Source organism: Streptomyces sp. NPDC094147, assembly GCF_044764265.1.
Taxonomy (GTDB): Bacteria; Actinomycetota; Actinomycetes; order Streptomycetales; family Streptomycetaceae; genus Streptomyces.
The window spans coordinates 207,002-225,173 of the sequence record NZ_JBIWHT010000009.1 but is presented as its reverse complement, the minus strand read 5'-3'; the positions used below and the strand labels follow the sequence as shown (position 1 = coordinate 225,173).

At 70.8% G+C, this 18,172-nt stretch carries 17 protein-coding genes; 4 read left to right on the top strand and 13 right to left on the bottom strand.

The genetic code is table 11. From position 1 onward, the window contains the following. Positions 1 to 42: 42 nt before the first annotated feature. Positions 43 to 1,209, bottom strand: coding sequence for an acyl-CoA dehydrogenase family protein (locus ACIQ8J_RS16965; RefSeq protein WP_403271594.1), 1,167 nt, complete (start codon positions 1,207 to 1,209; stop codon positions 43 to 45). A 195-nt stretch (positions 1,210 to 1,404) separates the two neighbouring features. Here ACIQ8J_RS16965 and ACIQ8J_RS16960 point away from each other — a divergent pair, with 195 nt between their 5' ends. Further along, positions 1,405 to 2,730: a UDP-glucose dehydrogenase family protein gene (locus tag ACIQ8J_RS16960; RefSeq protein WP_403271592.1), complete on the top strand. Its 1,326-nt coding sequence runs from the start codon at positions 1,405 to 1,407 to the stop codon at positions 2,728 to 2,730. Between the two features lie 10 nt (positions 2,731 to 2,740). On the opposite strand, the gene ACIQ8J_RS16955 is transcribed toward ACIQ8J_RS16960, so the two are convergent. The 4 genes from ACIQ8J_RS16955 to ACIQ8J_RS16940 form a co-directional block, all read right to left on the bottom strand. Continuing rightward, positions 2,741 to 3,877 carry a dipeptidase gene (locus tag ACIQ8J_RS16955; RefSeq protein WP_403271590.1) on the bottom strand — a complete coding sequence of 379 codons (1,137 nt, stop codon included), beginning with the start codon at positions 3,875 to 3,877 and terminating at the stop codon, positions 2,741 to 2,743. A gap of 123 nt (positions 3,878 to 4,000) precedes the next feature. Next, the gene (locus ACIQ8J_RS16950) at positions 4,001 to 5,185 is read right to left on the bottom strand and encodes a dipeptidase (protein ID WP_403271588.1); all 1,185 of its coding nucleotides are present in this window, start codon (positions 5,183 to 5,185) and stop codon (positions 4,001 to 4,003) included. Positions 5,186 to 5,190: 5 nt separating this feature from the next. Beyond that, positions 5,191 to 5,730 carry a 5-(carboxyamino)imidazole ribonucleotide mutase gene (gene purE, locus ACIQ8J_RS16945; protein ID WP_403271587.1) on the bottom strand — a complete coding sequence of 180 codons (540 nt, stop codon included), beginning with the start codon at positions 5,728 to 5,730 and terminating at the stop codon, positions 5,191 to 5,193. Then, on the bottom strand, positions 5,727 to 6,866 hold the full coding sequence (locus tag ACIQ8J_RS16940) for a 5-(carboxyamino)imidazole ribonucleotide synthase (RefSeq protein ID WP_403271585.1): 1,140 nt from the start codon (positions 6,864 to 6,866) through the stop codon (positions 5,727 to 5,729). The genes purE and ACIQ8J_RS16940 overlap by 4 nt, the downstream gene beginning before the upstream one ends. Positions 6,867 to 7,021: 155 nt before the next feature. Between ACIQ8J_RS16940 and ACIQ8J_RS16935 the strand changes: the two genes are divergently transcribed. Then, complete coding sequence (locus ACIQ8J_RS16935) at positions 7,022 to 7,525, top strand: GtrA family protein (RefSeq protein WP_403271583.1); 504 nt, start codon at positions 7,022 to 7,024, stop codon at positions 7,523 to 7,525. Between the two features lie 49 nt (positions 7,526 to 7,574). Here the strand turns inward: ACIQ8J_RS16935 and ACIQ8J_RS16930 are convergent, their stop codons facing one another. Both ACIQ8J_RS16930 and ACIQ8J_RS16925 read right to left on the bottom strand, forming a co-directional pair. Continuing rightward, positions 7,575 to 8,846, bottom strand: coding sequence for an ATP-binding protein (locus ACIQ8J_RS16930; RefSeq protein WP_403271581.1), 1,272 nt, complete (start codon positions 8,844 to 8,846; stop codon positions 7,575 to 7,577). Between the two features lie 13 nt (positions 8,847 to 8,859). Beyond that, positions 8,860 to 9,537 carry a response regulator transcription factor gene (locus ACIQ8J_RS16925; protein WP_053725082.1) on the bottom strand — a complete coding sequence of 226 codons (678 nt, stop codon included), beginning with the start codon at positions 9,535 to 9,537 and terminating at the stop codon, positions 8,860 to 8,862. A gap of 467 nt (positions 9,538 to 10,004) precedes the next feature. On the opposite strand from ACIQ8J_RS16925, the gene ACIQ8J_RS16920 reads away from it, so the two are divergent. Continuing rightward, positions 10,005 to 11,501 carry a peptide MFS transporter gene (locus ACIQ8J_RS16920; RefSeq protein WP_403271579.1) on the top strand — a complete coding sequence of 499 codons (1,497 nt, stop codon included), beginning with the start codon at positions 10,005 to 10,007 and terminating at the stop codon, positions 11,499 to 11,501. A 66-nt stretch (positions 11,502 to 11,567) separates the two neighbouring features. Here the strand turns inward: ACIQ8J_RS16920 and ACIQ8J_RS16915 are convergent, their stop codons facing one another. The 6 genes from ACIQ8J_RS16915 to ACIQ8J_RS16890 all read right to left on the bottom strand — a co-directional run bounded on the left by ACIQ8J_RS16915 (position 11,568) and on the right by ACIQ8J_RS16890 (position 16,876). Continuing rightward, complete coding sequence (locus tag ACIQ8J_RS16915; protein ID WP_403271674.1) at positions 11,568 to 13,007, bottom strand: hypothetical protein; 1,440 nt, start codon at positions 13,005 to 13,007, stop codon at positions 11,568 to 11,570. Between the two features lie 14 nt (positions 13,008 to 13,021). Further along, the gene (locus tag ACIQ8J_RS16910) at positions 13,022 to 14,128 is read right to left on the bottom strand and encodes a hypothetical protein (RefSeq protein WP_403271577.1); all 1,107 of its coding nucleotides are present in this window, start codon (positions 14,126 to 14,128) and stop codon (positions 13,022 to 13,024) included. Then, positions 14,125 to 15,057, bottom strand: coding sequence for a hypothetical protein (locus tag ACIQ8J_RS16905; protein WP_403271575.1), 933 nt, complete (start codon positions 15,055 to 15,057; stop codon positions 14,125 to 14,127). Before ACIQ8J_RS16905 ends, ACIQ8J_RS16910 begins: the two co-directional genes overlap by 4 nt. Positions 15,058 to 15,105: 48 nt before the next feature. Beyond that, positions 15,106 to 15,765, bottom strand: coding sequence for a peptidase (locus ACIQ8J_RS16900; protein ID WP_403271573.1), 660 nt, complete (start codon positions 15,763 to 15,765; stop codon positions 15,106 to 15,108). 168 nt (positions 15,766 to 15,933) lie between these two features. Then, positions 15,934 to 16,443, bottom strand: a complete 510-nt coding sequence (locus tag ACIQ8J_RS16895) for an ATP-binding protein (RefSeq protein WP_403271571.1) — start codon at positions 16,441 to 16,443, stop codon at positions 15,934 to 15,936. Between the two features lie 64 nt (positions 16,444 to 16,507). Further along, positions 16,508 to 16,876, bottom strand: a complete 369-nt coding sequence (locus ACIQ8J_RS16890) for an STAS domain-containing protein (protein ID WP_403271672.1) — start codon at positions 16,874 to 16,876, stop codon at positions 16,508 to 16,510. 243 nt (positions 16,877 to 17,119) lie between these two features. On the opposite strand from ACIQ8J_RS16890, the gene ACIQ8J_RS16885 reads away from it, so the two are divergent. Further along, positions 17,120 to 18,016 (top strand): RNA polymerase sigma factor SigF, encoded by an 897-nt coding sequence (locus ACIQ8J_RS16885; RefSeq protein WP_403271569.1) that lies wholly within the window; start codon positions 17,120 to 17,122, stop codon positions 18,014 to 18,016. Positions 18,017 to 18,172 lie beyond the last annotated feature (156 nt).

Below are 18,172 nucleotides of genomic sequence, written 5' to 3'. Positions count from 1 at the left end.
CCCGGTACGACCGGGGGCGGGCCCTTCTCAACTCGCCTGCCGTTACGGCAGGTTGCGGGACATCACGATCCGCTGGACCTGGTTCGTGCCTTCATAAATCTGCGTGATCTTCGCGTCGCGCATCATCCGCTCGACCGGGTAGTCGCGGGTGTAGCCGTAGCCGCCGAGGAGCTGGACGGCGTCGGTGGTGATCTCCATCGCCACGTCGGAGGCGAAGCACTTGGCGGCGGCGCCGAAGAACGTGAGGTCGCCGTCGAGGCGCTCGGACTTGGCGGCGGCGGCGTAGGTCAGCTGGCGGGCCGCCTCCAGCTTCATGGCCATGTCGGCCAGCATGAACTGGACGCCCTGGAAGTCGGCGATCGCCTTGCCGAACTGCTTGCGCTCCTGGACGTAGCCCTTCGCGTAGTCGAGGGCGCCCTGCGCGATGCCGAGGGCCTGGGCCGCGATGGTGATGCGGGTGTGGTCCAGGGTCTTCATCGCCGTGGCGAAGCCGGTGCCCTCTTCGCCGATCATGCGGTCCGCCGGGATGCGGACGTTGTCGAGGTAGACCTCGCGGGTCGGCGAGCCCTTGATGCCGAGCTTCTTCTCGGGGGCGCCGAAGGAGACGCCCTCGTCCGACTTCTCGACGACGAAGGCGGAGATCCCGCGCGAGCGCTTCTCCGGGTCCGTCACGGCCATCACCGTGTAGTACTCGGATTCGCCCGCGTTGGTGATCCAGCGCTTCACGCCGTTGAGGACCCAGAAGTCTCCGTCGCGCACGGCCCTGGTCTTCATGCCGGCCGCGTCCGAGCCCGCGTCGGGCTCGGAGAGGCAGTACGAGAACATGCCGTCGCCCTTGGCCAGCGGGCCCAGGTACTTCTTCTTCAGCTCCTCGGAGCCGGAGAGGATCACCGGGAGCGAGCCGAGCTTGTTCACCGCGGGGATGAGGGAGGAGGAGGCGCAGACCCGCGCGACCTCTTCGATCACGATGACGGTCGCGAGCGCGTCGGCGCCGGCGCCGCCGTACTCCTCCGGCACGTGCACGGCGTGCAGGTCGTTCGCGACCAGCGCGTCATGCGCCTCCCGCGGGAAGCGGGCCTGCTCGTCGACCTCGGCCGCGTACGGGCCGATCTTGGCCTCAGCGAGCGAGCGGATGGCGTCGCGGAGCATGTCGTGCTCCTCGGACGGGCGGTACAGGTCGAAATCCGAGTTGCCAGCCGTTCCGGCCAAGGTCTCTCACTCCCCAAGGGACGCTAACTACCGTTAAGTAACCTAATTTTAGGGGGCCGGGCCGCCACTGGCATACGTGAGCTTGGCGACAGCCCGAAAAGGGGAGCCCGCCGGGGCCCGACTATGCTCGGGCAGCGCGTTTGTCGCCCGTACGCCCGAGCCCGCCTCCCCGAGCCGCACTTCCAGGAGCACCGCATGGCCCTCAAGATCACTGTGATCGGCACCGGATACCTCGGAGCAACCCATGCCGCGGCCATGGCGGAGCTGGGGTTCGAGGTGCTGGGCCTCGACGTGGTGCCGGAGAAGATCGAGATGCTGGCGGGCGGGCGCGTCCCCATGTACGAGCCAGGTCTTGAGGAACTGCTGTCCCAGCACGTCGCGGGCCTTGAGGGCTCCAGCGGGCGGCTGCGGTTCACCACCTCCTGGGAGGAGGTCGGCGCCTTCGGCGACGTGCACTTCGTGTGCGTGAACACGCCGCAGAAGCACGGTGAGTACGCCTGTGACATGTCGTACGTCGACACCGCCTTCGGCTCGCTGGCACCGCATCTGCGGGACGGCGCGCTGGTCGTGGGCAAGTCGACGGTGCCGGTCGGCTCGGCGGCCCGGCTAGCCGCGGGCCTGCCCGAGGGCGTGGAGCTGGCGTGGAACCCCGAGTTCCTGCGCGAGGGCTTCGCCGTCCGGGACACCCTGCACCCGGACCGGATCGTGGTCGGCGTGGAGAGCGAGCGGGCCGAGAAGCTCCTTCGCGAGGTCTACGCGGGGCCGGTCGGCGAGGGGTCGCCGTTCGTGGTCACCGACTTCCCGACCGCCGAACTGGTCAAGACCGCCGCGAACTCCTTCCTCGCCACCAAGATCTCGTTCATCAACGCCATGGCCGAGGTGTGCGAGGCCGCCGACGGCGACGTGGTGAAGCTGGCCGAGGCCATCGGGCACGACGAGCGCATCGGGAGCAAGTTCCTGCGGGCCGGCATCGGCTTCGGCGGGGGCTGCCTGCCCAAGGACATCCGGGCGTTCATGGCGCGGGCCGGCGAGCTCGGCGCCGACCAGGCGCTGACCTTCCTGCGCGAGGTCGACTCGGTCAACATGCGGCGCCGCGGCCACATGGTGGAGCTGGCCCGCGAGGCGGTGGGCGGCGAGACCTTCCTCGGCAAGCGGGTCGCCGTCCTCGGCGCCACCTTCAAGCCCGACTCCGACGACGTACGCGACTCCCCCGCGCTGAACGTCGCCGGGCAGATCCACCTCCAGGGCGGCCAGGTCACGGTGTACGACCCGAAGGGCATGGACAACGCCCGCCGCCTCTTCCCCACGCTCGGCTACGCCGACTCCGCGGCGGCGGCGGTGCGCGGCGCCGATGTCGTGCTGCACCTGACCGAATGGCGCGAGTTCCGCGACCTCGACCCCGCCGGGCTCGCCCCGGCCCCGGCCGGCCGGATCATCCTGGACGGACGCAACGCGCTCGACCCGGCCAAGTGGCGGGACGCCGGCTGGACCTACCGCGCGATGGGCCGCCCGCGCGCCTGAGAACCCGCGTCTATCCGGGTCCGTCCAGATCTTCGATGGTGGCGCTCGACGGGCCGGTGCGGGTGCCCCGGGCGGCGAACTCCGCGTCCCGTACGACCCGGGCCAGGTTCTGCCAGGTCAGGGCCGCGATTTCGGCTTCGGTCCAGCCGCGGCCGAGGAGCTCCGCGATCAGGGTGGGATAGCAGGAGGCGTCTTCGAGGCCGGGGGTGCGCGGTGCGCCCGTGATCATCCCGTACGTTCCCGAGAGGCCCACGTGGTCGGGCCCGGCCACATCGCGCACCCGCTCGATGTGGTCGGCCACATCGCGTACGGAGACGGTCCGGCCGACCCGTTCGATCTGCTCCGGGGCGAAGCTCACCAGGCACACGCCGCCCTGCACGCCGATCTCGGCGAGCAGGTCGTCAGAGGCGTTCAGCGGGTGCGCGGTGAGGGAGGACGCCGCCGAGCGCGAGAGCAGCGCGGGGGCCCGGGAGGTGGCCAGCGTCCGGCGCCAGGTGCCGGGGGTGGCGCCGCAGAGGTCGAGGAGCATCCCGAGCCGGTTCGCCTCCCGCACCACTTCGAGCCCGAAGCGGCTGAGCCCCGGCTCGGTCCAGCGGGTGCCCGGGGTGAGCGACAGGGCCCGCACCCCCAGAAGGTGGAAGCACCGCAGCGTACCCAGCGAATCACCGAGCGCGTGCGCGGAGACCGGGCCGAGGAACGAGGCGATGCGGCCGCAGTTGCGGGCGTCGGCCAGGTCCCCCGCGGTCAGCGCGAGCCGCAGGCCCTGCGGGTAGGAGGCGATCAGGGAGCGGATCCGGTCGAGGCGGTCGGTGGTGTTGCCGACCGGGTCGGGGCGGTCGCCCTCGGCGGTCAGCGCCCAGAACTGCGCGCCGACGCCACCGGCCCGCAGCCGCGGGATGTCCGTGTCGAGGGAGCTCTCGCCGGCCTCCAGATCGTGCCAGGGGAGCAGCGCGAGCGCACTCGCCAGGGTGTTGTGGCCGTCGGCCACGGGGTGCGCGGCGAGCAGTGTGCGGGCCCGGTCGAGGTCGTAACCGCCGTCGGCCGGGGCCGGGACGGGGTCCATCTCCTGCTCCGGCACGGCCGGGGTGGGCTCGTCGAGTCCGCCGACCGCCGGGGTGTCCTGGGGGTCGTCCTGCAGATCTGCCATGACGGGCTCCCGGTATCGGCGGTGACGGCAGGTAGTCATCACCGTGTCACGCCGGGCGACGGCGGTCGCGGCGGGCGGGGCGTTCGGGGGACTGCCCCGCCCCGCCCCTTCCCGAGCCCCTGGTCAGCCGTCCAGCTGGGACAGCGTCGCGTTCGACGGACCCCGCTGCGCGCGCAGTTCCCTCGACACCGACTCCGCGTCCCGCAGCACCCGTACCGCGTTCTGCCACGTCAGCTTCGCCAGGTCGGTGGGGGACCAGCCCCGGGCGAGGAGTTCGGCGATCAGGTTCGGGTAGCCGGACACGTCGTCAAGCCCGGACGGGGTGAACGCCGTGCCGTCGTAGTCGCCGCCGATGCCGATGTGGTCGACGCCGGCCAGCTCGCGCATGTGGTCCAGGTGGTCCGCGACCGTCGCGGCCGTGGCGACGGGGCGCGGGTTCGCCGCCTCGAAGGCCTCGTGGAGCTTCATCGCCTCCGGCGAGGTGTCGAGGTGGTGCAGGCCGTGCGCGCGCAGGTTCTCGTCGGCCGCCCGGGTCCAGGCCACCGCCGCGGGCAGGATGAACTTCGGCACGAAGGTCACCATCGCCACCCCGCCGTTGGACGGCAGCTGGGCGAGCACGTCGTCCGGGATGTTGCGCGGGTGGTCGCAGATCGCCCGCGCCGAGGAGTGCGAGAAGATCACCGGCGCCACGGACGTGGACAGCGCCGCCCGCATCGTCGTCGCCGCCACGTGCGAGAGGTCGACCAGCATGCCGGTGCGGTTCATCTCGCGGACCACCTCGTGGCCGAACGGCGAGAGGCCGCCCACGCCCGGCTCGTCCGTCGCCGAGTCCGCCCAGGCGAGGTTGTCGTTGTGGGTCAGCGTCAGGTAGCGAACGCCGAGCGCGTACAACGCCCGCAGCGTGGCGAGGGAGTTGTTGATGGAGTGGCCGCCCTCGGCGCCCTTGAGGGAGGCGATGCGGCCCTCGGCGCGCGCCGCCTCCATGTCGTCCGCGGTGAGCGCGGGCGCCAGGTCGCCGGGGTAGCGGGCGAGCAGCTGGTCGACGCAGTCGATCTGCTCCAGGGTCGCGCTGACCGCCTCGTCGCCCGCCAGGTCGGTACGGACGTACACCGACCAGAACTGCGCGCCGACCCCGCCGGCCCGCAGCCGCCCCAGGTCGGTGTGGGTGCGGCCGGTCAGGTCGGTCGCGATGTCGCAGCGGTCGAGGTCGTACCCGGCCTTCTTGCGCAGCGCCCAGGGCAGGTCGTTGTGGCCGTCCACGACGGGGTGGCGGGCGAGCAGCGCGCGGGCTTCTTCGAGATGAGTCATGGCACTCACTTTCCGAATCCGAACGCGCCCGAACCCTCGACCTTCGTACGGAGCCGCTTGCCCTTCTCCGTCGCCTGGTCGTTGAGTTCCTGCTGGAACTCCCGCATGCGCGCGAGGAGTTCGGCGTCGTGCGTGGCCAGGATGCGGGCCGCGAGCAGGCCCGCGTTGCGCGCGCCGCCGACCGAGACCGTCGCCACCGGGACGCCCGCGGGCATCTGCACGATGGAGAGCAGCGAGTCCATGCCGTCCAGGTACTTCAGCGGGACGGGCACGCCGATGACGGGCAGCGGGGTGACCGAGGCCAGCATGCCGGGCAGGTGGGCGGCGCCGCCCGCGCCCGCGATGATCGCCTTCAGGCCGCGGCCCGCGGCCTCCTCGCCGTACGCGATCATCTCGCGCGGCATCCGGTGCGCGGAGACGACGTCGACCTCGTACGGGATCTCGAACTCGTCCAGCGCCTGGGCCGCGGCCTCCATGACCGGCCAGTCGGAGTCCGAGCCCATCACGATGCCGACGAGGGGGCCATTGACGGGTGCGCTGCTCATTCGGTGATCGTTCCTCTGAGGTAGTCGGCCGCGTGGCGGGCCCGCTCGCGGACCTCCGCGAGATCGTCGCCGTAGGTGTTGACGTGGCCCACCTTGCGGCCGGGCTTCACGTCCTTGCCGTACATGTGGATCTTGAGCTGGGGGTCGCGGGCCATGCAGTGCAGGTACGCGTAGTACATGTCCGGGTAGTCGCCGCCGAGCACGTTGCACATGACGGTCCACTTCGACCTCGGGCGCGGGTCGCCCAGGGGGAGGTCGAGGACGGCCCGGACGTGGTTGGCGAACTGCGAGGTGATCGCGCCGTCCTGGGTCCAGTGGCCCGAGTTGTGCGGGCGCATCGCCAGCTCGTTGACGAGGATGCGCCCGTCGCGGGTCTCGAAGAGCTCGACCGCGAGGTGGCCGACGACGCCGAGTTCCGAGGCGATGCGGAGCGCCAACTGCTGTGCCTGGCCCGCGAGTTCCTCACTCAGACCCGGCGCGGGCGCGATGACGGTGTCGCAGACCCCGTCGACCTGGACGGACTCCACGACGGGGTACGCCACCGCCTGGCCGTGCGGTGAGCGCACGACGTTGGCCGCCAGCTCCCGTACGAAGTCCACCTTCTCCTCGGCGAGGACCGCGACGCCCGCCTTGAAGGCGTCCGCCGCGTCCGCCTCGGAGCGTACGAACCACACGCCCTTGCCGTCGTAGCCGCCGACGACCGTCTTGAGGATGACCGGGAATCCGGCGCCCTCCGCGGCGAACGCGGACACGTCCGCGGGGTCGGCCACCGTGCGGTGGCGGGGACAGGGCGCGCCGATCTCCGAGAGCTTCGCGCGCATCACCCCCTTGTCGTGGGCGTGCACCAACGCGTCGGGCCCCGGCCGGACGACGACGCCGTCCGCTTCCAGGGCCCGCAGGTGCTCGGTGGGTACGTGCTCGTGATCGAAGGTGATCACGTCGCAGCCGCGCGCGAAGTCACGCAGCGTGTCCAGGTCGCGATAGTCGCCGATGACGACGTCGCTCACCACCTGGGCCGCCGAGTCCTGGGGGGTGTCACTGAGGAGCTTGAATCTGATGCCGAGGGGGATGCCCGCCTCGTGGGTCATGCGGGCGAGCTGACCGCCGCCGACCATGCCGACTACCGGGAACGTCACACCTCCAGGGTATCCGCCGCCCGTGCGGGGCCCGTCGGGCCGGGTCCGCCGGGCGTTCACGGGTGCCCACAGGCGTCGCACAGGGGTGGTGGTTAGCATGGGCGGGTTGACTGGCACGACAAGCACACCGACTCGGACGGGGCTGGGCGATCACCATGAGTGCACAGGACGCGTTTCCCACGCGACTGCGACTGCTCGTCCGCGAGGTCGCCAAGTTCGGCGCGGTCGGCGGGCTCGGGGTGCTCGTGAACATGGGCGCCTTCAACCTGCTGCGGCACGCCACCGACCTCCAGGTGGTCCGGGCCAGCCTGCTGGCCACCGCGATCGCGATCGCCTTCAACTACGTGGGCTTCCGCTACTTCGCCTACCGCGACCGCGAGAACAGCGGGCGGGCCCGTGAGCTGACCCTGTTCCTGCTGTTCAGCGTGGTCGGCGCGGTGATCGAGAACGGCATCCTGTACGCGGCGACGTACGGCTTCGGCTGGAACAGCCCGTGGCAGAACAACTTCTTCAAGTTCCTCGGCATCGGCCTCGGCACGCTGTTCCGGTTCTGGTCCTACCGCACCTGGGTCTTCCGCGCGCTGCCCGCCAGGGAGGCCGTGCAGACGGCGGAATCGTTTCTCGACTCCCCCAGGCCCGCCGTCCCCGCCAAGCGCTGAGCACGTCCGCTGAGCCCCGACGCCGGGGCTCGGAGCGGGTGCGGGGTGCTCAGCGGATCGTCGTCCGCTCCGGCGGCTCCCGGCGCCCCCGCGCCTCCCGGCTGAGGAACAGCGCGAAGACCGCCGGCTGCTGCTGGAGCATTTCGAGCCGGCCGCCGTCGGCCTCCGCCAGATCGCGGGCGACCGCCAGGCCGATGCCCGTGGAGTTGCGGCCGCTGATGGTCCGCTCGAAGATCCGCGCCCCGAGGTCGGGCGGCACACCGGGGCCCTCGTCGGTGACCTCGACCACGGCCTGGTTGCCGGTGACGCGGGACCGCACCGCGACCGTGCCGCCGCCGTGCATCAGCGAGTTCTCGATCAGCGCGGCGAGCACCTGGGCTACCGCGCCCGGCGTGCCGACCGCTTTGAGACCCGTCTTCCCCGAGCGCACGATCGCGCGGCCCGCGCTGCGGTAGGCCGGGCGCCACTCCTCCAGCTGCTGCTTGACGACCTCGTCGAGCGAGAAGACCACGGCCGAACCGGTGCGCGGGTCACGGTTGTTGGTGAGGAGGCGCTCCACCACGTCGGTGAGCCGCTCGACCTGGGTGAGCGCGATCGTGGCCTCCTCCTTGACCGTGTCGAGGTCGTCGGTGAGGGCGATCTCCTCAAGCCGCATGGAGAGCGCGGTCAGCGGCGTACGCAGCTGGTGCGAGGCGTCCGCGGCGAGCCTGCGTTCGGCGGTGAGCATCCGGCCGATCCGGTCGGCCGAGGAGTCGAGCACATCGGCGACCCGGTCCAGCTCGGCCACGCCGTACCTCTTGTGGCGCGGCCGCGGGTCGCCCGAGCCGAGCCGCTCGGCGGTCTCGGCGAGGTCGGTGAGCGGGGAGGTCAGCCTGTTCGCCTGGCGTACGGCGAGGAGCACCGCGGAGACGATGGCGAGCAGGGCCACCGCGCCGATGATCAGCAGGGTCCGGCCGACCTCCTTGGTGACCGTGGAGCGCGACTCCTCGACCAGGACGGACTCGCCGCGCTCGCCCTCGGCGGTGCCCCTGATGACGGAGTCCTCGGGCTTTTGGCCGAGCTCGATCACCGGGCGGCCGGGGATGGAGATGCGGGCGTACCGCTTGGGGTCGATCTGCTCGTTCAGGACCTGCGCGTTGACCGTCTCGTTCGCCAGGGTGCGGCTGTCGACCACGGAGACCAGCCGCAGCGCCTCGGAGTTCACGCTCTCCTGGGCGCTGCTGCTGATGGTCCGCGTCTCGACGATGACGAGGGAGACGCCGAAGACCGCGATCACCACGAGCACGACCGCGAGGGTGGAGTTGATCAGTCGACGGCGCATGCTCGGCTGGGCTCTAGCTCTTCTCGAAGCGGAAACCGACACCGCGCACGGTGGCGATGTAGCGCGGGTTGGCCGCGTCGTCGCCGAGCTTCTTGCGCAGCCACGAGATGTGCATGTCGAGCGTCTTGGTCGAGGACCACCAGGTGGTGTCCCAGACCTCGCGCATCAGCTGGTCGCGGGTGACGACCCGGCCCGCGTCCCGCACCAGGACCCGCAGCAGGTCGAACTCCTTGGCGGTGAGCTGGAGCTCCTCGTCGCCCATCCACGCGCGGTGCGACTCGACGTCGATCCGCACGCCGTGGGTGGCGGGCTGGGGCACCGGCTCGGTGGCGCCGCGCCGCAGCAGCGCCCGGACCCTGGCGAGCAGTTCGGCGAGGCGGAAGGGCTTGGTGACGTAGTCGTCGGCGCCGGCGTCGAGGCCGACCACGGTGTCCACCTCGTCGGCGCGGGCGGTGAGCACGAGGATGGGGACGGTGTGTCCCTCGGAACGCAGCCTCCGGGCGACTTCGAGGCCGTCCATGCCGGGGAGCCCCAGGTCGAGCACGACCAGGTCGGCGCCCCCCTGCAGTCCGGCGTCGAGGGCGGTCGGGCCGTCCTCGCGCACCTCGACCTCGTAACCCTCCCTGCGCAGGGCGCGGGCCAGTGGCTCCGAGATGGACGCGTCGTCCTCGGCGAGCAGTACACGGGTCATGGGGGTGATGGTAGTCCGCGGCGGCGACAACGCGTGAGGTGATCCACCCACCCTGGGGGTCTGTGCTGCGATCTTGTTTGACACCTTCGAATCAGGGTCAGTGGTTCCAGGGATGCCTGTGATCCATCTCTCAAGTCCTTCCATATGCCGCACTCTGGTGACGTATGGTGTGCCAACGCCTATAGCACTACTCAAGGACCTTTGGCCTGCTTGGCGCGCCAAGGGTCTCTTTTCTGCACAAGACCGGTTTTGCCGGTCTTGAGACCAGTGAATGACCTACGGGCCGGGCCCCAGCGCGAAGAAGCGCCGGGGCGTGGATCCCGGTGTGGCCTGTCCTTACCGCCTCCCCCTACGGAGCGGACCCCATGGGCGTTGGGAGGACAGCTCCCCTGCCGGTGCCGGCCTTCCCCCACCGGGCGCGACTCAACGCTCACGAAGCGCGCGTCCCGAGCAAGCAAGGATCGACCATGGCGTCAAGCCTGACGAAGGACTCGGCCAGCACCACTGGTACCGAGAAGACCTTCTTCGGCCACCCCCGCGGCCTGGCCACTCTGTTCATGACCGAGATGTGGGAGCGTTACAGCTTCTACGGCATGAAGGCCCTGCTCCCGCTGTACTTGATCGCGCCCGGCGGCCTTCACATGAACGCCACCACGGCCACGGCGATCTACTCCGTCTACATGGCGATGGTCTACCTGCTCGCCATGCCGGGCGGCTGGATGGCCGACCGCTTCTGGGGGCCGCGCAAGACCGTCGCCATCGGAGCCGGTGTCGTCATCGTCGGCCACATCACGCTGGCGCTGCCCACCGAGGCGTCCTTCTTCGCGGGCCTCATCCTCGTCGCGCTCGGCTCCGGCCTGCTGAAGGCCAACATCTCCACGATGGTCGGCCACCTCTACAAGGGTCCCGAGGACCCGCGTCGTGACGGTGGCTTCACGATCTTCTACATCGGGATCAACCTCGGCGCCTTCCTGGCCCCGCTGACCATCGGCACCGTCGGCGAGAAGGTCAACTGGCACTTCGGCTTCACGCTCGCCGCCGTCGGCATGGCCCTGGGTCTGGCCCAGTTCATGCTCGGCACCCGTCACCTGAGCGCGGAGAGCAGCGTCGTCGCGAAGCCGGCGACGGCCCAGGAGAAGCAGTCCGTCCTGCGCAAGGGCCTGATCTGGCTGATCGTCGCGGCGGTCTTCTACATCGCGCTCGCCGTGACCGGCAACTTCGCCGACTGGGCGCTGATGCCGATCACCATCGCCGGCCTGGTCATCCCGGTCGCGGTGCTCACCCGCATGAAGCGCGACAAGGACCTCAGCGAGGTCGAGCAGTCCAAGCTCTCGGGCTACATCTGGTTCTTCGTGGTCGCCGCCGTCTTCTGGATGATCTACGACCAGAACGGCTCGACGCTGTCGATCTTCGGCAAGAACTCGACGACCAACAGCCTGCTCGGGTTCGACTTCCCGACCTCCTGGTACCAGTCGCTGAACCCGGTCTTCATCATGGCGCTGGCCCCTGTGGTCGCCTCCGCCTGGCTGTGGCTGAACAAGCGCGCCAAGGAGCCGAGCACCGCGGTCAAGTTCGCCTCCAGCCTCGCGCTGATCGGCATCTCCTTCGTCGTGTTCCTCATCCCGCTGATCGACACCGCCAACAACGGCGGCAAGGTCAGCCCGATGTGGCTGGTGGCGATCTACTTCGTCCAGACCATCGGCGAGCTCTGCCTCTCCCCGGTCGGCCTGTCGGTCACGACCAAGATGGCCCCGGCGAAGTACAGCTCCCAGATGATGGGCGTCTGGTTCCTCGCGGTCACCGCGGGCGACTCGGTGACCAGCCTGCTCACCTCGAAGCAGCTGGGCGTCAACCTGGACACCTCGGGTGCGGTGGCCATCGAGGCGGCCCTCGCGGTCGTCGCCGGATTCGGCATCTGGATGTACCGCAAGAAGGTCAAGCAGCTGATGGGAAGCGTCAACTGACGTAAGCCGCACAGCAGTTGAAGGGCCGCCGCACCGATCCGGTGCGGCGGCCCTTCGGCGTTGCGGCTAGCGGGTGCCGGTTCCCCGCAGCCGTCGCCACGGGGTGAAGGTGAAGATCGCCCCGCCCAGCAGGATCACCGTGCCGGCCACCAGGCCGAGCGCGCGCAGGGCGCCGTTGTCGCTCGCGCCGGTCTGGGCCAGGCCGCCGGAGGAGCCCGCGGTGCCCGCCGAGGTCGCCGCGCCCGAGGTGCCCGCCGAGCCGCTGCCGCCGGCCGCGCCGCCGGGCTGGGCCGCCGTGTCGAGTTCGAGCGAGACCGGCGCCGAGCCCGAGACCTTGCACGGGATGTGGATCGGCGCGCCGCCCAGGGTGACGTCGATGGACAGATCACCGGGGCTCAGCGTCGACTTGCCGGAGGCGCCCGGCTTGTAGGTGCCCGTCATGTCGGTGAGGCTGACCGGGGCGCCCGCCTTGATCGGGTCCGGGTTCGCGGGGCCCGCGACCGCCACCGAGCCCTTGTCCGCGCCGCCCACCGCGACCTGCATCGACGGTTTGAGGGCGCCCGCCGGAAGGTCGGCCGGGCTGTTCATGACGCCCTTGGCAGTCTTGACGGTGAGGTCGTAACTGCCGCCGTTCTTCTTGGCGTTGATGGTCACCTTGGACTGGATGCCGGCCGGTCCCGGCGACTGGCAGGCGAAGTCGACGGCGACTTCCTTGCCGGGGAAGTCGCTCTGGCCGCCGCTGCCGCCGGTCGTACCGCCGGAGCCGGTGTCCCCACCGGACGCCGAGCCACCCGTGGTGGACCCACCGGTGCTGGACCCACCGGTCGCGGAGCCCCCGCTCGCGGAGCCCCCGGTCGTGCCGCCCGAGGTCGTGGTGCCGCCCGCCGTGGAACCGCCGGAGGTGCCACCGGTAGTCGAGCCCCCGGAGCTGCCACCGGTCGTCGAACCTCCGGAGGCGCCGCCCGAGGTCGTCCCGCCGCCGTCCGTCACCTTGATCGTGGCGCCGACCGCGACCTTCTCCTTCGGGGTGCACTTGGTGTCCGTCGACATGATCTGGTTGACGTTGATGTTGTACGCGTCCGGCGTCAGCGTGACGTCGCCCGTCTTGGTCAGCTTCAGCTTGGCCGTCATGTCCGGCAGGATCATCGGGCTGTTCTTGGGGATCGGCGGGTTCTGCCGGGGGCCCTTCATGGGGATGTCGGCACTCTGCGCGCCGCCCGCCTTGAGGGTGCCGGTCGGCTGGACGACGTCCTTGTTGAGGTCGAGGACGTTCGGGTTGTTCGACGCGGCCTGGGTGAACTTCCAGACGACGTCGACCACGTCGCCCACCTTGGCCGTGGCGGGCGCGGTGATCTGCACCTTCGTCGTTCCCTCGACCGGCGGCAGGCCGGAGATGGACGGCGGTATGCACTCGGTGGCGTACGAGACTTCGGCTGCTTGTGCGGGGCCTGCGGCCAGCATGATCCCCGCGCCGCCGAGCATCAGCGCGAGACCGGCCGCGCTCATCCTCCGTTGCGTGGTCACGAATTTCCCTTCGTCGTGGGACGGTACGGACGGTTGGGGCGGTTCTCGGACGGTGCGGAGTCGGGGGTGAACCACGGCAGCGCGGCCGTGGTCGCGGGCGGATCGGGCGCGGCGGGCTCCGGCTCGGCGGATGCCGCCCTCCGGTCACCGGACGGTCGCCCCGACTTGGGGATTTTCAGGGTGATTTCGGGCAGCTGTAGGCCACGGTGCCGGCCGGGGCCGACGCGTGCGCCCTCGCGCGGACGCAGCCGGTCCACCACGGCCATGCCGATGCGGAAGACCGCGGCGGGCACCACCAGGCAGAGCAGGATCCAGAAGAAGGTGACGCCCCAGGGCCGGTCCACCCCCCACGGCTGGGTGACCAGCAGCTTCTTCGCGTACTGGAGCGAGATCTGGTAGTCGCCGTGGGCGCCCGCCGACAGCTCGAAGCCCAGCCTGATCTCGGCTTTCTGGCCGGGCTGGATGATCCCCTTCCACTGGTGGTCCTCCCACTGCGGGGCGAACACGCCGTGGGCGGTGCCGAGCTGGAAGACGGGGTCCTTGACGGGGGCCGAGCCGAGGTTGCCGACGGTGAAGACCAGCGTGCGGCCGGGCGGTGCGCCGAACCAGGTCAACAGGGAACTGCTGCCGTCGAGGCGGGGTTCGGCGAGCACCGCGAGCCTTCCGTCGCCGCTCTGGTCGGGCAGCGGCGCCACCGGCTGCCCGGTGATCTTCAACTCGGTGTCCACGACGGCCTGTTCGCCCTGCACGGTCGCCACGTGGACGACACAGGGGCACGGTTTGGGCGGCGGGGCGGCCGGGAGCACTTTGCTGAAGGCGCCCTTGGCGTCGGTCGTGACGGCCTGGCCGTCGGCGTTGGAGCAGGAGTTGGTGCCGCCGATGACGCCCCTGGTGGGGTCGGACTGTCCGCAGACGAGCAGCATGAGCAGCGCGCCGGGCCGCCAGCCGCCGCCGGTGACGGTGACGTCGGCACCCTTGGCGGCCTCGGGCGTGGAGAGCGCGACGGTCGGCTTGGCGTCGTCGGCGTACGAGGGCCCGGCCATCGGCAGCGCGAGGGCGAGCAGCAGCAGGGCGAGGGCCGCGCCCCGCAGGTGTGGCTTCACTGGAGGGCTCCTGTCCGCGCCAACTCGCGTTCCGGCTCGGGGAATTGGGGGTTCTCGGCACTGCGCCGGCGTCGCACGAGCCGGAAGGCCGCGGCCCCGCCCGCGAGCAGCACCAGACCGGCCCCGGCGACCGCGCCCCACGGCACGAACGTGGCACTCGCCCCGGCGGCGGAGTGGGCGCCGCCCTCCGCGGTGACATCTAGGCGGACGGTGACCCGGTCGAGGGCGGGCGGATGCGGCCAGGGTTCGGTCAGCTCGACGCGCTGACCGGGCAGGAGCTCGACGGGCAGGGCCTTGGCGGGGCGGTCGAGCACCCGGCCGGACACTCCGTCGGCGCGCACCGCGAGACGCGGCGCCAGGGTGGCGTTGCCCCGGTTGACCAGGGCGTAGCGGATGAGGTTCCGGCCCTTGTCGATGCGTACGGACTCGACGGTCAGGGCGGACAACGTGGGCCCCGCGACGCGGAGTTGGACGCGTACGCCCAACTCGCGGCCGGACGCTGCGGCGACCAGGGCCGCGGGGTGGTCGCCGGGTTCCGCTCCGGCCGGGACAGTGACCGCGAACGGCACGTCGGCGCGGGTGTGCGGCGGGATCCTCACCTCGGGCGCGGCGAGCGCGATCCAGGGATCGGGCGCCTCGCGCACGGCGAACGACCCGTTCGCGGTGTTGTACGCGGCGGCGCCGCGCAGTCTCAGGGTCAGGGGCGTGCCGGACGGGTTGCTCAGCGAGACCTTGTCCTGAAGGACCGTGCCGGGGGCGCCCTCCAGATAGAAGCAGGGCCTCCCGTCGATGCTCGGGCGGGTCCCGCCGCCGGATGCGGGTGCGGCGGTCCAGTCCCCGTCCGCGGCCGGTGCGGCCTGCGCGGCGGGCGCCGAGAGCGCGCACAGCAGCAGGGCCGTGGCCGGCAGGGCCAGGCGGATCGGACGCATCGGCGGCTCCTCGGGTGCGAGGGGGTTCCCGGTCGGGGGCGTACGGGGTCAGGCCCGCTGGTTGCGCCGGGTCAGCCACAGCACTCCGGCCGCGCCCACCAGGACGACCGTGCCGCCGAGGGTGCCGAGCGCGACGGCCGAGTCGAGGGGGCCGGTCTTGGGAAGGCTGTCCGGGGCGCCCGAACCGCCGGCGGACGCGCTCGCGCCGCCGGCGTCCAGCTCCAGGGAGGGGCCGGGGCTGTTGCCGGGGGTGCAGGTCGTGGTGGTGCCCAGCGCCTTGATGGTAAGGACGCCGGCGGTGAAGGTGACCTTGCCGTTGGCCTTCGGCGAGTAGGTGCCCGACAGGTCGCTGATCTTGATGGGGGTGTTGGCGGGGATCTCCGCGGAGTTGGCCGGGCCCGAGACCGCGACCGTGCCCTTGCCGGCGCCGCCCAGATTGATCACGGCGCTCGGGTTCATCGCGCCCGCGCCGAGCGCGACCGGGCTGGAGGAGACGCCCTTCTGGAAGGACATGGTGACTTTGTAGGAACTGCCGCTCTTGACCGCCTGGATGTCGATGGGCGACACGGCGCTCTTCGCGCCGATCGGCGTCTGGCAGTTGTAGTTGACGTCCACGACGGAGGCCTGGGCCGCCGGGGCGGTGATCAGCACCACCGAGCCCGCCGCCGCCGTCGCCAGCGCGAGGGCTGTCCTCTTCTGGTACGACACCTCGAATTCCCCTCATGCCGGAGGCCGCCAAGTTACTGACGGCACATCAGATTTGGCGCTCAAGGTACGCCGGGGACCTTGTCGAGGGAAGACAAAGAACAGGGCGGATCGATCTGCGGACACGCCGCTGGACCGACGGTCCGAACCGCCGGTAACCGTGAACAGGAGTTACGCGGGTGCCGCGAGTTCCGCCCAGACCGTCTTGCCGGCCACCCCCGGCGTGCGCACCACGCCCCAGTCGAGGCACAGCCGCTGCACGATGAACATGCCGTGCCCGCCGGGCCGCCCCGCGCGGTGCGGGGTGCGGGGTGCGGGCTGGCCCGCGCCGAGGTCGCTGACCTCCAGGCGCAGCACCTTCGCGGTGCGCGAGACCCTCAGCCCTTCGGGGCCCTCGGCGTGCAGACAGGCGTTGGTGACCAGTTCGGAGACGACGAGCAGGACGTCCTCGGCGGCGGCCCGGCCTTCGGCGGTCACCGCCGGAAGCCAGCCCCAGTCGTAGAGGGCCTGGCGGGTGAAGTCGCGGGCGAGCGGGACGATGCCGCTCGCCCCGGTGAGCGCGAGGACGCGCGCGGGCGCCACGGCGCCCGCGCCATCGGCTTCTGGCGGTATGGCAGCGGGCCCGGCGCCGTGCGGCTCGGGGCCACGGTCGCCGGGCGTCTGCTCCCGGGTGGTGCTCATCAGCGCTTCACCTCACCGATTCGCCAACGTCTTCAGTGTGCTCTCCTGCCCGGACGTATCGGGGTCAGTCGCACAGAGCGGCATCGAGCGAATCATGCACGGTGAAGACCGCTTCCGCCCCCGTGATCTCGAATACGCGCGCCACCACGGGCTGCATGGCCACGAGGTGGACCCCGCCGCCCCGCTCCTCGGCCTTCAGCCGGGCGCCGAGCAGGACGTTCAGTCCGGTCGAGTCGCAGAATTCCAGGTGTGAGCAGTCCACGACGAGTCGGGTGCGCCCCTCGGCGATCGCGGCTTCCAGCGGCTCCCTGAGCAGGTCCGCGGTGTGGTGATCGAGCTCACCCGCCGGGGTCACCACCTCGCTGCGCCCCTCGGTGCGGACTCCGACCCTGAGCCGGCCCCTGTTGGTGCTGCCGACCGTGCCGCGGTCCATGCCGTCCCTCTTCGCCGAATCGTCGTAAGTTCCCAAGAACACTACGCCTTCCCTACGCCATCCGGAAGCCAAACATCGCACTAAACCGGGCATATGCGGACAAAGAAGCCTTGCGATGGGCTGTGCAAAGCGGGTAGGGGTAGTAGGGACAGCTATTCAGCACGACCGGCCACGGAGGCGCCGCACACCGCGGAACACGTATGGGCATCGGCAGCCATATGCCGAGAACGATGGAGGAGACCCATGTCACCCCGGCTCGACGAATCGCACGATACGTCGATCAAGCAAGAACCGCACGACCACCCCCCGCAGGAACGACCGTACGAACCCGAGGGACTTGAGGGGCTTCCCGAGATCCCGCCCTTCGCCGAGGTCGGCCCCGTCGACGCGCGGGCCCTGTCGAAGACGCTCTTCGCCCGTCTCGACACCCTCGAAGAGGGCACCCACGAGTACGCGTACGTACGCAACACCCTGGTCGAACTGAACCTGGCCCTGGTCAAGTTCGCCGCATCGCGCTTCCGCTCCCGCAGCGAGCCGATGGAGGACATCATCCAGGTCGGCACCATCGGCCTGATCAAGGCGATCGACCGCTTCGAGTGCGACCGCGGCGTGGAGTTCCCCACCTTCGCGATGCCGACCATCGTCGGTGAGATCAAGCGCTTCTTCCGTGACACCTCCTGGTCCGTACGGGTCCCGCGCAGACTGCAGGAACTCCGCCTCGACCTGGCCAAGGCGGGCGACGAGCTCGCCCAGCAGCTGGACCGCTCGGCCACGGTGGGCGAGCTCGCCGAACGCCTCGGCATCACCAAGGAAGAGGTCGTCGAGGGCATGGCGGCGAGCAACGCGTACACCGCGAGCTCGCTCGACGCCCAGCCCGAGGAGGACGACTCCGAGGGAGCGCTCACCGACCGCATCGGCTACGAGGACCACGACCTCGAAGGCGTCGAGTACATCGAGTCGCTGAAGCCCTTGATCGCCGAACTCCCCACCAGGGACCGGAAGATCCTCTCCCTGCGCTTCGTCGCCAACATGACGCAGTCCGAGATCGGCGACGAGCTCGGCATCTCCCAGATGCACGTCTCACGGCTGCTCTCGCGCACCCTGCGCAAGCTCCGCAAGGGACTGACCGTCGTGGAGTGACGCACCCTTGTGCGAAGGGCCCGTTCCGTCAAGGGACGGGCCCTTCCGCATTGTTGACGAAGCGGTGCGCACTGGGTCACATTGAGCGCTGGGGATGCGGGGGTCTGGGGGGACTTCATGGCGTACTTCACGGCGTACGAGAAGCTCGAAGGGCTG